This is a genomic window from Dysgonomonas sp. Marseille-Q5470 (assembly GCF_951230145.1).
Lineage (GTDB): Bacteria > Bacteroidota > Bacteroidia > Bacteroidales > Dysgonomonadaceae > Dysgonomonas.
This window is the reverse complement of the sequence record NZ_CATNVE010000011.1, coordinates 1-15,213: the sequence shown is the minus strand read 5'-3', so window position 1 is coordinate 15,213 and position 15,213 is coordinate 1. Positions and strand designations below refer to the sequence as shown.

At 36.7% G+C, this 15,213-nt stretch carries 10 protein-coding genes and 1 pseudogene; 2 read left to right on the top strand and 9 right to left on the bottom strand.

All coding sequences use genetic code 11. The annotated features are described in order from the left end of the window. Positions 1-2: 2 nt before the first annotated feature. Positions 3-1,160: a T9SS type A sorting domain-containing protein gene (locus QOX35_RS14730; RefSeq protein WP_283687567.1), complete on the bottom strand. Its 1,158-nt coding sequence runs from the start codon at positions 1,158-1,160 to the stop codon at positions 3-5. Positions 1,161-1,857: 697 nt separating this feature from the next. Here QOX35_RS14730 and QOX35_RS14725 point away from each other — a divergent pair. Next, positions 1,858-2,904: a DUF8426 domain-containing protein gene (locus QOX35_RS14725; RefSeq protein ID WP_283687566.1), complete on the top strand. Its 1,047-nt coding sequence runs from the start codon at positions 1,858-1,860 to the stop codon at positions 2,902-2,904. A 359-nt stretch (positions 2,905-3,263) separates the two neighbouring features. Here QOX35_RS14725 and QOX35_RS14720 read toward each other — a convergent pair whose 3' ends face one another. The 4 genes from QOX35_RS14720 to QOX35_RS14705 are packed head-to-tail and all read right to left on the bottom strand — an operon-like array spanning position 3,264 to position 5,073. After that, positions 3,264-3,821 (bottom strand): hypothetical protein, encoded by a 558-nt coding sequence (locus tag QOX35_RS14720; protein ID WP_283687565.1) that lies wholly within the window; start codon positions 3,819-3,821, stop codon positions 3,264-3,266. Further along, positions 3,818-4,366 (bottom strand): glucosaminidase domain-containing protein, encoded by a 549-nt coding sequence (locus QOX35_RS14715; protein ID WP_283687564.1) that lies wholly within the window; start codon positions 4,364-4,366, stop codon positions 3,818-3,820. The genes QOX35_RS14720 and QOX35_RS14715 overlap by 4 nt, the downstream gene beginning before the upstream one ends. Beyond that, on the bottom strand, positions 4,356-4,784 hold the full coding sequence (locus tag QOX35_RS14710) for a phage holin family protein (protein WP_283687563.1): 429 nt from the start codon (positions 4,782-4,784) through the stop codon (positions 4,356-4,358). The genes QOX35_RS14715 and QOX35_RS14710 overlap by 11 nt, the downstream gene beginning before the upstream one ends. A gap of 4 nt (positions 4,785-4,788) precedes the next feature. Next, the gene (locus QOX35_RS14705; RefSeq protein ID WP_283687562.1) at positions 4,789-5,073 is read right to left on the bottom strand and encodes a hypothetical protein; all 285 of its coding nucleotides are present in this window, start codon (positions 5,071-5,073) and stop codon (positions 4,789-4,791) included. A gap of 215 nt (positions 5,074-5,288) precedes the next feature. Here QOX35_RS14705 and QOX35_RS14700 point away from each other — a divergent pair, with 215 nt between their 5' ends. Further along, the gene (locus QOX35_RS14700) at positions 5,289-6,278 is read left to right on the top strand and encodes a hypothetical protein (RefSeq protein WP_283687561.1); all 990 of its coding nucleotides are present in this window, start codon (positions 5,289-5,291) and stop codon (positions 6,276-6,278) included. A 48-nt stretch (positions 6,279-6,326) separates the two neighbouring features. Here the strand turns inward: QOX35_RS14700 and QOX35_RS14695 are convergent, their stop codons facing one another. From QOX35_RS14695 to QOX35_RS14680, 4 genes and pseudogenes are all read right to left on the bottom strand, one after another. Next, on the bottom strand, positions 6,327-12,050 hold the full coding sequence (locus QOX35_RS14695; protein ID WP_283687560.1) for a phage head spike fiber domain-containing protein: 5,724 nt from the start codon (positions 12,048-12,050) through the stop codon (positions 6,327-6,329). Then, positions 12,047-12,472 (bottom strand): hypothetical protein, encoded by a 426-nt coding sequence (locus QOX35_RS14690; protein WP_283687559.1) that lies wholly within the window; start codon positions 12,470-12,472, stop codon positions 12,047-12,049. Before QOX35_RS14690 ends, QOX35_RS14695 begins: the two co-directional genes overlap by 4 nt. 112 nt (positions 12,473-12,584) lie before the next feature. After that, on the bottom strand, positions 12,585-13,472 hold the full coding sequence (locus tag QOX35_RS14685; RefSeq protein WP_283687558.1) for a hypothetical protein: 888 nt from the start codon (positions 13,470-13,472) through the stop codon (positions 12,585-12,587). Positions 13,473-13,591: 119 nt separating this feature from the next. Further along, positions 13,592-15,213, bottom strand: a pseudogene (locus QOX35_RS14680) (hypothetical protein); the annotation flags it as partial.

Below are 15,213 nucleotides of genomic sequence, written 5' to 3'. Positions count from 1 at the left end.
TATTACTTTTTAATAATAATTTCATTTATAAACAGGTTATTTGCTATAATCATTAACACATAGTTCTTCGGATACAGCGACGAACAATCGATCGTTTCATAGTATGTGCCTTTTGTCCTGTTCTTCAAAGTGATCTTTTTGACAGGCATACCTTCCAGAGAATACAACTCAAAAGATACTTTTGCATCTTCCTTTAATTCATATTCTATGTTCAAGAATGATTCCACCGGGTTCGGATACAGCCTGCAAGTCATCACATCTTCCAATGTGACGGTCTTGACTTGTCCTTTATCTGTGTTCTGATTGTTGTCTTTCGGCTCTTTCCACAGTTCATCCAGCAGTGCCTGATTCTCGGGATCGGTATCCAGATATAAATGATCCTGAGGTGGAAAGAAGAATGCTGTCTTAAATATCTCCGTACTGTCCTTCAGGTTGATATTCTTTATTGTTTCGAATACAGGATAGCGATACCCTTTGCTATACCAACGGCAGGTTTCAAGTTGCTTACCTGCATTGTCTGCCTCAGATGTAACAGAACTGCCTTCCTGAGGCACATCAAAAATTGTTTGTAAGGTCTTTACCCTGAGTACAGGGCTAAGTGTATCTCCCGAAGGAAGGATCATCTTTCCATAAGCATCAGCTGTAGTAATCATTGTCCCTTGTGTCTGTATATCCACTGTAGAGGAATAAACTCCCTTTGATCTGTAGTCTGATGAAGATTTTTGCCCGTAGTTTAACGGGAAATGTACCAGTAGCATAGGATCGGTATAGTTTAATACCACCGAAGGGTTCTCATGTCCTCTTTGCAAGAGGGAATCATTCGTTAAATGATAATAGTACATCGTATTGTGTTCTGTACCAACGATCAGTTCATTATCTGATACGTCCTTCTTCAAATAACGGGTATTACCCAGTATATATACACTGTCACCTTCCAAAGGAGGAAGAGAATAGGCAAGGGTATACTCATCATTGACGGATTTGAGCTTACTGAAATCCCAAAGCTTATTGGTTCCGCTTTCGCCGGGATTTATATACTCTACCTGCTGCTTGACAAGTACATCTCCAGCGCGGTATTGATTATGGGAAGTGTTCAACTGTGCAGACAAAGAAAAAGCACAGCCCAAAACACTTGCCAATGTTAATGCAATTGCTTTCATGTTATATTTTATATTAAGCGTTAATTTCGGATTATAAAAAGATATCCCTTCTGTTGCTATTTCTAGTGATTTAGCACAGTTGTTCTTACATATAAAGTATTTAATGGGATGGAAGGTTAATGTATCCCTTTTAGATTTATATAAGCGAATATCCAGTCTGAAAAAATGTAATTTGTCTTCATAAGTAATTATTTAAAAAGTTAATTAGCCCTTTTAATTACTTTGCTTTTCTCTTCTGAATACTTCTTATTCAAATGTATTAAATTATTTTAAAATACATTCTAAATGCATAAAAAATGTTTGAGTTTTAATGGAAAATTAATAAAATCATCAAATTCGATCAGATCAGTATGTCATTGTTCGATCTGTAAAAGAGGCTATCGAAACTTTGAAATGGTATCTGGAAAGATAAAAATGCTGTCGATCCGCGGCAGTGGAGAAAGCATAAGAAGGGAAAAGTACAGAAATAATAAATTAATACTCTTATTCTTCGGAATCTCCCACACAAATATATCCATCTTTCTTAATCGCTTTTATTTAAATGTGATAGCCTTTATTTAAACTTATTTTATATATTCGCAAATATTTAGTTAAAATCACAATAGCGGCATCTATTTTGATTTAAAATAAAAAAAGAATTTAGAGCTTATAGAGTAGAGACATGCCGGTCCTGAAACATAAGCTTTTTAATAATATAATGGAGAACCTAGGAATTGATGATTTTTCGATAAGTACAGAAAGACGATATTGGCTTGTAAGAACAATGGGTGGAGACTATTATAAGGAGTATGTACTTGATGGATTTATAGCAATCGGATACAATGAAATTACAATAGAAGACCTGCGTAATTTACCTCCAGATTACACTTTAGCGAAGGATATATTGGCAGAAAAGCTTGATATCAAACTTGAAATACCTAAAGAGAGGTCAGGCTATATCATATCACAAATATTACGATTTGAAAGAGAGCTAACTATTGGTGATATAATTATTGTACCTGGCCGTAATTCACATATGGCAAGTTTTGGTATAGTGACAAGCGATACATATGAGTACACCGAGAATGCACATAAAGCGGAGGTCTGCCAATTCGAAAAAAGACGGAGTGTTGAATGGTTGAAGCATTCATCTCGCTATGATCTTCATGCAGAATTACAATTAATGTTTAACTCTAGACATATTATATCTAATGTTGATGGATACGGCTCTCTTATAGATAATCTACTTAATGACTTTTACATAAAAGGAGACAAGACATTTATTGTATTAAGAGTGAGGCAAGAGGATGAGTTATCTGCCGAAGATTTTACACTAGTGGGAGATTTAATGTCTTTATTTAATGAGTTTTCCGAAGAATATGGGTTAGGTGTAACATCCGCTGACGTTAAAATGAAAATGAGCGTTCAGTCACCTGGAGATATTACAGCTTTCGCGAGTTCTCCTGAAGGTATTGCTGTCATAGGACTAATTATTATGTTTATAAAAGGAGGTACCTTTTCTATTAATTGGGGTGGATTTGATTTGAATATAAAAGTGCCTACAATGAGTGAATCTTTTGCTAAAATAGCAACAGCTTTGAATGGCTTCTTAAATGATAGATCTAAGAGACAAATAATTAAAAAATTAGGAACCAAATTAGATAATATGGAAATTGAAACGCCACAATCTATCATATCTATAATGCAAGAATTAGGAACTCCCAATAAAAAAATTGAAGATAATGAACACAAATTAGAGGGCTAATTACTTTTTTACAGGATGATAGGTTTTGATTACGAATATGAAAGAGATTAAAGCTGACAATAGATAGGTGGCTATATAATATGAGTTTTGAGTTTCAGATATAAAATAAGTACCTATTACCTTAAATACAAAAGATAAGGATCCTGCGCAAAACAAATATGCTCCTATATAAGAAATTAAAATATGCCAGATCTTTTTCATAAAACAAATATATATTGATAGCTTCTAAAAACCTAATATTGTTTCTTTTTTTATTTGTATTTACCGTTTCTTAAATATAGATAATTGATTATTGTTTTGATATATAGCCGCCTATCTTACCAGATAAACGGCTTCAATAACAACCTCAACCTATACAATTAAAACTTATATTTCACCCCAAACAATTGTCCGTTACTCTGACTGCCTAAACTTTTTTGATATTGATATTCGAATCCTAGATTGTGATAGAATATTCCTCCTCCAATCCCTATATAATTAAGGGTAGAATATGAAGCTGAAATAAACGACTGCCATACTTTGGTCTTATAAATTGTCTGACGCTCTATTACCGGAGTAAAATTATAATCTAATGCGGACAATTTATTATACTGAATGACCGGAAATAGCTCTAATTTACCTTGCGTCTTATTATCAAAGGGCGTCAGTTTATATGTTCGCTTTAACTCCCAATCTGCAATTATCGCAGATGTATCAACCGGAATGCTCAAATACTTTATACTCCCTGTGTCTCGATAATGGATATTTAGCTTTTCTTCTTTTATTGGTTCAAATTGTGTCGGACTAACTGATCCTGTAATCGTTTCACCCTTTATATATTCTTTCTTCGGTTCGGAATCAATAGATGATCGACCGATAAAGAAGCCTATAACCAGACAGACAATTCCACAGAGAACCATTAATGTAGCTTTTTTCATAATCCTTCTTCTTTTACGATTTGTTCAACTGTGTTTATCATTGACAGAGCAGTCTTTACATATTCGGGACCGGTGGCATATTTCCAGCCTGTATCATCCATTAACCTTTTTACGAATTCTCTTGGATCATTCCTATATGGCCAAGCATCTGCATAACCGGACTTTCGAAATAACGATTGATGGTCATATAAGCAATCTTCAAGTGTGTCGTACACTCGAAATAAACGATACACTACGTATTTGTAATTACCGTTTGAAAGCTTTTCGGGAGTACCGACAACCATTTCAGGAGACTTAAAAGTTACATTCGGATTGCTGAAGTACTCGGTAGTTCTTACGAGCTGTGTTTTTCCAGTCCAAGAACTACCTTTAGTTATCCCGAATAAATTATTCGGAAGCTTGCCATCTAAACTCCAACCACGTTCCAAAGCTGCTTGCATCGTTTCAAAGATCGGATGTATAGAATCATTCGGTTTTTCTTCATGCAGTCTCTTTGCTGCTGGATAAACCGCCTTGACAAAATCGATCTGTTTTTTAGTTGCCATTATCATCCTCCTTTTCTTCTACTTCTATAATATCGTTTTTCTTAGAGAAAAATTTGAATACATTTACTTTCACCTTTTTGCCTTTTGCAGCAAAGTAGTTCACATAGATACTTTCAAGCTCAACACCATAAATGACTAGTAAGATAATTAGCGGTAATAGATCAATTCCGAACGGTTGGCCGAATGCCTGCCCAAAAGTATAGGCCAATATGATCCATAGACAATAGTTTGTTATCTTATCGAGTGTGCGCCTTACAGCTCTCGATCGCTTCACTATCTCATTTCGATATTTAGCAGCCGATATGCCAAACTTTAAATCTGCCATTGTCAAAAGAAAAGCCAATGCTAAAAGCCATTTAGCCCAAATAAAGAAATCGAGTAATCCAATAAGGAAACCATCTGTATAGTTGTTATCCATAGCCTTATCCCTCTATTGGTTGTACTTCTTTTTCTATCTCGCTGACAATTGCTTTGAATTGAGAGGCATGGGCAATATAATCCTCAGTATCCCTGAGAAATAAATTTACCTGTCCGTTTTCCTTCCGGATATTGCCGACCTCATTTGGTACAGAGTTAACTTCTTGTCGAATCGAGCATGAAATCAAGGTTATCACTCCGTTAACAATCGTATATACAACACGATATTCATAACCTCCTACGGTCAAAGTTGACTCTTTTGTTACTGATGCACTTATTAGTTTAAGCATAATGGTATAAATTTGATATTTTATATAAAATATAATGATTCTTGATTATTTCCGATGGAATAAAGGTATAGTAGTCTATAGTAAAAGTAAAGAAGGTTAACCTGTTAGAGCGAACAGTTTAAATACAGTTTATCTTATATATTATAATATGGATATATCATTTCTAAAAAATAAATTAATTATTACATTTGTTAAAAATTAATTCCTATCTAATTATGAATAAACTATTACTTATTTTATTATGTTTGCCTTTACTTATTGCTTGCGGCGATAGTGGCAATGATCCCCTACCCGTGTCTAAAGAAAGAACGATTACGTATAAGTTCAATACCAATACTGCACCTACAGGCACAAACAACCTGATGGGTGTTCAGATTTATAAAGGAATTAAGGCAGGTAGCTTAGTACAATATAGCCCTTATGCTTATGGCCTTTTCGATGATTTCAGTAAAATCAAACTCGAATTACCCAAAGATGCTGAATACAAAATAACATCTACTATTGTGATAGAAGGTAAAACCAAGGTCGCAAAAGACGGTAATGGTTATCTAAAGCCATTCTCGATTGGTAATACAGGAGTGCCATTGACTAACTCGTTTGTACTTAGTAATACGAAAGCAATGACATTACTAAACCAAAGCACAACTACTATTGCAGGGTCTAACAAGAAGTCAACAAAAGAAAATTATGTTGCTGATCCTAATGAATACAAGATCCCTAATCTCGATCGTTACTATGGAGAGGTTGTAGAATATAACGGAAACAATGCCGACGATCCCGCAATAAACATGCAGCGTTCTGTTTTCGGTATAAAATTAAGCCTTGACGATGTCTCTAATATTGAGGAAGGTTTAAAGGTTACTTTTTATGTCTATGTGTATGGAGCTCCTGATACGCTTAAAGTGTCGAATACCGATGAAGTAAAACAGGTAGAAAGGGTTTACACATTAATGGATGAATCAGATCAGGTATCATTTAGGACTAAATGGTGGTGGATTACTAATGACGGCCAACCCTTCACAGCACCTAGTGGTATTCATTATTCAGGAGAGCCTTTTGTGGCTGTAGACGGTACTGTCTATGAAGCAATAAAATCAGCCTTAATGGAAATAAAAAGTCATCCTTATTTTAACAGCATTGGGCAAGGATGGAATGGAGATGTCAGTAAAGTTTATTGGTATTATGCTCCGGAGCCAACCAATTAGAAAATATCAGAAAAGGCTATCTAAAAAACTAGATAGCCTTTTTTATGTTTACAAATTAGTCCAAGTAGCTCCATTGTTGGCTGATTTAGATATACCCGCACTTGTTATCCTGAGTATGTAAGGATCCATACTAATATACACACCATCTGTTGTAACATGAAGATATTTAGTGCTGCTCAGTGCTGTCAGAAATCCATCTAGCCCCATCTCTGTAAATTGACTGAGAGGTATTATTTGAATTGTCGCCTGGCTCGGTACACTAAAATAAGCAGTACCTGAATAAATATCTGTGATAGCCATTATTTCTATTTCTATCCGCCAATTGCCTGCAACTACATTATTAACCTTTACCGATTGGGATGTCTCTCCTCCTCCATCTTCACGAGGAATTGCTTCTATCGAAGCTACCATGTATACTGCATTTGTTGTAGTATTTCGCAGTCTAATTGATGTTTTTGCATAAGTCAGATCGCTTGAACCCATCCTTACAGTAGCACCAATTGTAATAGCAGGTATGGTTAAATCGTATACCTTACCTGCCGGCAATGTGAATGTTTGACCGTACCATACTTTTGTTTGATTTGTAACTAAGTCACTTGCCGCTGCTCCTCCAGTATTTACATAAGCGTTTGTAAGTTGTCCGCCAATATTTGCCCTCGGAGTGATATTCGTCGGCTTAATAGTTACTCTTGTATTTCCACTCGCATCAGCAACTGTAATCTGATTGTTTCCCGATACCCTCAACGCACCTTCAATATTAGCACCCTTTGCTGACAAGATGCCCAACGGATCTACTGTTAAGTTACCATTGCCAACGTTTAGTTGCCCGGCTTTAATAGCACTTGCAATTGTTTCTCCTTTCAGTTCTATGGTTTTAGAAGATAACGTTATTTTATTGGCGGCAATACTCAAAGAACTTGCAACCTCAGCCAAAGTAGTCTTACCGTCTATTTGCGATTGGGTGTCTTCTGGTGCCTCCGTCCAATCTGTGGGTTTGTTGCCCAACTCAAACTTATGATATGCAAATTCAATATATGTACCTCCTGATTTAGATATTGGATAAATGTCTAAACAACGAATAGTTGTATCATTTGTAACCGTCTTGAATGTCGAATAGGCGCGATATAAATTCGTCCCTATCTTTTCTATAATTGCCTGTCGAAGCCTGTGACCATTGGTTGCATTCCACCATGAGAAATTTAGATCCACACTGGTAGCATCTGTACGGAATAATACGGATTGAGTATATTCTACTCCTGGTTGTACAGAAACACTTCCACTTTGCAATATCTCACCTGTAAAATCTACTATAGAAAATCGCATCCATTCCGCATTAGGTGTAGCATTAACCACCTGTCCTATTGTCCTAAATAAACCCGTCAATATTTTTGAGTTTCGCTTTAAATTTCTTCCGCCTATCTGTATTTGCGAAACAGCAAGGGTAATTTTATCCGGCGTCTGATCTATCAACGATTTAAGAGTTTCTCCTGTTCCTAAACCGTTGATTCCCGTCTTAGTCACAAGTGACGATATAGAATCATTAGTCTGTGTGACATACGATCCTGATACATTGAAATTGATCTGTACCCATGTTGTGCCGTTCCACCTATATTCAAACCGACAGACATTTTTAGATGAATCCATATTCACGACGCCTGATGTATCTGTATAAGTCACCTTCTGCCAGATGTCACCGACCGAGAAGCCGCCACTCGGAGCTGTAGGTTGTGCATCCTGATAGTATGTGCGAGTTTTACTGTCAGCTGTTGCTTGAGCGTTGTTAACAAGATAGCCCATGTCTTCGGGGGCTTCAGAATAATCGGTAAAGTCACCTTGCTCTAACTTGCATGTAAAGCTCCATATATCAGAAGCAGATATGTTTGCATCTGTCCTTTTCCTACCTAAAAACGCAAAATAAGCTGTTGTCGAAAGTGTCGTAAACTGGTAATTACCGTCTACCCATCCGTGATTTTTTATTAATTTCTTGTTCTTGTCTAACTCGTAAATAACTGCCTGATATGTGCTATTATCATTTTTGAATGAATATAGCGCATTTGATAATGCAGCCAGAAAAGCATCCGTATTTGGTCGAATACGGGTAGAGTTGGTTTGTGCTATTAAGACAGACCCAATGATAGGAGACCAGCCCCCGCTTATCCAACCTATTCTTATAAAACGATTAATACCTTTCTGGTCTAATACGTTCACTTTCTCAACAACACTTGAAATCTGCCCCGCCTGTTGTGTAATACTGCTTTCTGTTGCAGATACCCTGCCGCCTAAAGTATTAAAATCAGTCTGGCTAACCTTAGATGATATCCGGGTATCCAACACCTGCATTTGCGCATTATACTCTGAATAGGCAACCTTTGACAATAACCCCGCATTTGCCGTATTCGCACTTGTCTGGGCATTACCCGCCTTTGTATCGACCTCCGATATGGCGGTAGCTGCCGTTTTTCCCGATGAAGAAAATACGATAGAGTCACCCTCTATTCTTGCTCCGGATTTCGAAAAGTATGTTTTTGCCTTACCTGTCAAATCATAAGAGTTCACTCCGTAATAGTAGAAAGTACCTGCATCTCCATAGGCAACTGAATAGATCGCAAACTGACGTTGTGTATCTGTCTTATTACCGAACTGAACTATATTGTCTTTAGCTTCGGGTATTCCGCTGCCGTCTTTATCTGTCTTTGATAACAGGATATAATCTGCACCTACCTCAGTGACCAGACGCCAGTAGTATTTCACGTTTGCACCGTTAAATCGGCGACACATCGCCTGATCTCCCACAATAAACTTATTGGGTATATTTCCTTCGTCGTTATCGAAGTAGCATTTATAACCTGTGGTTATATCTTCAACCTTACTGCATACCATATTAGCAGAAGAAATAAGTATACCACCGTCGACGCTCTTAACCTCAGCTACAGTGAGGACGCTTATAAGCATCTCCCTTGTTACTGTCAGGTAATCTATTTGCCCGAATGACAAACCGTTCTCGATCCAGAACCGAAAACCGTTACCCAACATGCCCGATGTAAATGTTTCATTGCCGAACTGATCCGAGATAGCTTCTTTCGCTTTTATTTTCTTCTGAAAAAGGACGTCACCCTGTACGGTCCCGCCTGCTTGTTTATTCAGGTATCGGGCATCTGATGCTTTAGCAGAATAAGCATTAAAGTCACTCGCCGGCGTATTGTCAAACTGAGTAATTAGATACACCCCGTTCTTACCTGTAGCCTGATAGGTAATACCTGCTATTTGTAGTTCTTTTATCGAGTTATCAACACTTTTAGCCCATGAGGAGGCGGCATTATCCCCTACAGTATAAGTAGCCTGATATTTATTTAAAAGACGTTTTTCATACCCTTGTATGCGTGATGATCGAAAACCGCCTTCAAATTGGTCGTGTATGAGTTTTACCTTTTGTCCAATCTCCAGATCCATCTCATTATCGGCGAAATGCTGTATCATGGTAGGACATTCGAATACCGATTTATCCTTCAACATATCTTGCTGCCATTCTACAGCAGTATCATACAACTCTTCTTCTCCTGCCGGTATATATTGATCGGAAACGAGCTGTATATTGAAGCCGTAAAGGATATACGTATCTCCGTTTTGAGGTTTTAAGGTATCATTGGGTAAGGCTTTACCGTAATCTTCATTGCGCACTATTTCGAATAGCTGAGAATCGGGATCTGTTTCAGGTTTACCAAGGGGATTGAATTTAACGGCAAAATCCAAACCATTAAGAGTCGTTCCGCTTTGAATGGCAATACGGAGCTCAACACCCGGCATTAAATATTCTTCCTTGAATTGCAGGCCTGTATCTTTGTATCTGTAAGCATTCCACTTGGTGACTACTCCAGTATCGGTATCCGTATCGGTATATTCTACAGTGGATATAGAAGACATCGTTCCTATCCTTTTCGGGTACACCTTTTCAAAAATAACAACAGCCGATTTTATCTCTTCAGCTGACATGTTTGGCTTTGCATCAATGAACTTGCCTTTGGAAGCAGGGATACGAAGCCTTTTCTGATAGATAGCATCTACAGCCTCTCCCGGTGTTGGCTCTCTATAATTAGCTGGGATATTACGAGTAGAACCGAATGCAAGAATGCGTGTATATTTCTCCGAATCTTCACCTTTTGAACGTTCCATCTTTTCGACCGATACTTCACTATCAAAATCGATTTCTGATCCGTAAGAGAATTTCTTTACCAAATGGAATGTTGTGCCCGTCAGATGCCATTCTCCCCCGTATTCCTCTGCTATCTGTGTCGCTGCATCCCATATCGACACTTTATCGAATCGAATATTTTTCAATTCCGTGAATTCGATAGTACCGACATTAAATGAATTAATGCCGAAATAACGATTTGCATTATTAGCCAGCAACTGAAAGTGAGTAGCTGCATTACTCATCAAAGACCACTCCGCCTCTTCAAGGTTTTGGTTCATATAATAGAACGTATCGTCTTGAAGTAGTGTCGTCCAGTGATCGAAACGAAGTGTGTATTTGTAATTACATTTATTTACCTCATCGGGTATATAATCTTCCTTGATGATATACTTTTCACCTTCCCAGATGATATAATCAGATCGTACGAACCTCACGAAGCTATCCAATGCAAAAGATATCTCGATATAATGCTCGCTCATTAGGGCGTTTTTCTCGATGTCTGTATCTTTTAGGGCATATCGTGCCTTTACAACTTGGTTCTTATCACGAATTGGAATAATGAATTCCTCTATGGCTGTTTCTTCGTCAAACCCAATGATTATATCTTCATAGAAAATAGCTAAGGCCTCTATTCCTTCGTTATTCAGGTCTTCATGTATATTCCATATTCCTTTTGGTTTGTTCAATAACGTACTTTGCTTATTGGTCTTTAGATATATCCCCGATGATGCAGGCAAGGTGTATGTCAGCTTATCGGCGGCACGTGTGGCAGTCGTTGTAGTTGTAGGAATATAAGAGGTGACAGTGTCGCTTTGTTCAAGTTGATAACCTGATGTGATTATGTCAGCTCCGTAATTGGATCTATATTTAACGATCCCATTATTACCTGTGATCGTCCTAGTGGCAGATCTTGTTCCATAAACTCTATATATGTTATCTTTAATTAACTTGTTTATAGCTTTGGGAGAAAAAGGCTGTGTATCTATTAAAAGGGCTCCGTTTACATTACTTTCGTTTAGTCGGAAATTAGGAACAGAATTATCTACCATTCTCACAAATGCCGACATGGCATAAGAAAGTCCGGTTGTAACAGGGCCTCTTTTGTAAATATATGTATCTACATTGTCAATGTGAGGAACTGTTCGCCCTGTTTTTATATAATTGAACCAATCTAAATCTATAAGTGGTAATCCTGTATAGTAAACAGCCTGTAATGATGTTGCCAAAGCGCTATCTACTAACAGATTTGCACTTTCCTTTTCCACAAGCAGCTTAACATCGTCCGTATAGTTCCCATAGTCTATACGTGGAATGTTGTTTCCTACAAGCTCCATATTTTTATCCTTGTCGAATAGTGTAGCGGATGAAGCACGCGAGAAGTTAAACGGAACCAGATCTCCTGATATATTATCCATTGCATATACAACATCCTCCTTTGCTGCGATAGGCAATAATATAACCTTTGCTCCTGTCTGAACATCAATAGGTAGATTTTGATACAGGTTCAACAACAAAACTTCATCTATCGTAATGCCTATCAACGAAAGGTTATATCTGTAGTTCTCTAGTTTACTTATCATAGGGATATACGGTCTTTGGGGTTTTTCTCTGTAAATCGGATTGTGAATTTACCATCTCTGAGTCCTGTTCCGGATAATAATGTCATTGTGCTATTTTCATCTAAATGTAGTTTGAAGATTAAAGAGAGAGGTACGACTTTAAATAGTGTCAAACCTTTCCTTAACTCCATTTCCAAATCTCTCTTTTTAGACAAATAATCTAGTCGAGATTCACATGTTATTGCAAAAGTGAGGATTACGCTTCTCATATCTATTCTCGGATTGGAGATGAATATTTGAACTCCATCCTGTGATCGTGCATTATTCGTTACGTAAGATTTCATAGAAGCTGAGGATTCCAGAATGTCTAACGAATCATCAACTAATCGAGCTTTCCATGTAGACCAAGCATCTTTGTCATTTATATATAGTTCTCCCAGCATTTTTTTTATTTTAAAGATACCGATACAGAAAAAGCCTGCCTTGTAAGCAATAAGCTTTAACCGAACAGTATCTTTTTTGTTTGATAATTACTTAGGTGCAAGTCCTTTTGTGTTATTTAACCTTTATGCCATCTTTCCTCAAACTCGCTATATCCTCTCTGATTTGATATAACTCCTTTGTATTCTTATTTATATCTCTTAGTTCATAATAGGAATGAATTGCAATACTCTTATTCTCTTCTATCATCTGCTCAATCTTAGTTGATGATTCTTTGATTAGGTTTAGTGGCATTAGAATAGAACTCATATCTATCTTTTCACTGATAGGTTTATTCCATTCTGATATGCTTTTTAAGTAACCTTCGCTTCGAATATTTGTCTCCAGTATTCCAGATAGACGTCCATTCATTTCACCTGCCTGATCCTGTGTTATTGTTTCATAACTGCCTTTGGATGAAGATTGAGAATAGCTAGTTGATTTATTCAAATCTATTCCGGTAGTATCCTTTAAATTTTTATTGATAGCATCTACCATACCTTGTATTGCAGGAAGTTGGGTTTTATACCTATCCATTACAGAGTTGGTTTCTTTTGCTACAGCTTCGGATAATTGAGCCTCAGTCAGATTCCCTTTTGAGTATTCTTCGTAGAGTTTTGCTATATTGTCTTTGAAGTCTTTGAAAACATCTTTCAACAATATAGTTTTTATCATATCAGAGACTATATCTCTGAATGTTTGTTTGGCATAATCCTTAAAGCTATCTAAAGCGTTTTTACCTTCATCGAACCAGTCCCATATTGAATCAACCATATTATCAACTAACGGCTCATATAAAGAACTTACATATTCATGAAGCTGATTTAAATATTCGTCATATTGATCTCTTAACCCTTTTAATTCATCTAAAGTCTCTTTTGTTTGACCGACAAGCTTATCTCCATATTTAGAGATTATTGCATCATAAGCCTCTCTATTGATCCATCCTTCTGCATCAAACAAATCGAATCCTAGATTTTTTTTAGTCCATGTTACTAGATCTTCTGTTTTTTGAGATTTACCCCCGATGCCGGAACCGAGAAAACCGCTACTCTTTTTTCTTGTCTCTATCCTTAGATTATTTACAGCCGCAGTAGTACCTTCTTTGTACTTTTTGTTAAGTAAGTCGAATCCGTACGTATCTTACTAACCCAACTAACAGCAGATTTGAGTGAGTTTGTAAGCCATCCGCCAGAACCTTTATTTTCATAAATAGCCTGCCCTTCAAGCATTTTATCCCTATAAGAATCAAATATCTTAGCTTGTAGTTCTTTATAGTCTTTTAGGTTTCGAAGGCTATCGTTTCCAAACCATGAGTTTTCAGCTTGACTAGCTTTTAATACTGCAATTTCATATTCATTGACAGCATCACGCATATCGTTTATTCTTTCTATCTTCTCATCATACTTTTCGTATTGACTGAAAGCGTCAGGAAGGATAGAATTAAGCTGTTTCATCAACTGGATAGCGGTAGAGATAATAGTTAATATGACAGATGCTTTTTCTACAACAGAAATAGCTTGTGCACCAGTCTGGGCAACTTTTTCTATACCTTCGCTTGCAGTTGTGTAGAACGATGTAATATCCCCTATGAATGAGATTATTTCACCTGATGTGCCACCAAGTGCATTTCCAAGACCGGACATTTCTTTAGCTAATGCAGATATCTGATCTCTTATTTTCTTTTGAGTATCTAAAACCTTTTTGTTTTTATTATAATATTCATCTTTGGCTTTATTTACCCTCTTTATTGCTTCTTCTTCCGTTAATAGTGGATCACCAATACCTAATTGGACTAGTCTTAAATCATTTTCAGCTTTTATTAATCGTTGATTGGCTTTTACAGCTTCATCTTTTTGCTTGATAAGAGAACTGTACAAATCGCGATTAGAAAGCTCATCGGCTATAGATTGTATGGTAGCTGTATATTCCCGAAGATCTTTAGGCGATAATGTTTTTGCAGCCTCTTCTTTGAATTTTTCAAATTGACCAAGAAGAGAATTAAGCGTTTCTGTTGATGTTGTTCCCAGATCTTCGAATGCTCTGATATATTCTGGAGCCTCTTTCATGCGCTCAAAGTCGAATGATATAAGATCTTTTCCCTTATCAGTTGTCGCTTTTGCAATGGATCTATTAAGTTTATTTACTGCTTCTTTATCTCCTTTCTCTTGAGCCTTTTCCCTTAATTTTATAAGGGTATCAATGTCCTTGTTGAACTTCTTTTCTATATCGAGTCTTTGATCTGCATAAGATTGATATTGCTCTGTTATTTTTTTGAATACATCATTGTCTGATTTATTAAATGCAGATAACGCGTCTTGTTTGAGCTTTTCGACCTGAGCTTTAATATTAGATTCAGATAACTCTGGTAATTGTACAGAAACTTTATCTTTTCCGAATTTAAGTGTCGCTTCTTCTCTCTCTTTGGTTTTATCGTCCTCGAATTCTTTTATCTGTTGAAGCTCCTTTTCGTAATTGAGTGCATTTTGTTTTAGTTGCTTATTAAAACCTTCTTCATCCGCATCTATCTCTTTTTGCTTAGAGTCTAATTTTTGGCGTAGTTGCTCATTACTTAATTGTAAATAATACTTGAAAAGTATACCACCAGAATAATTCAAAAGTATACCACCTATGGGAGTAAAATAGGATGATTTAACATTCATTTGGTTGTTAAGATTCTTTATTTTATTAACAAATACTAACA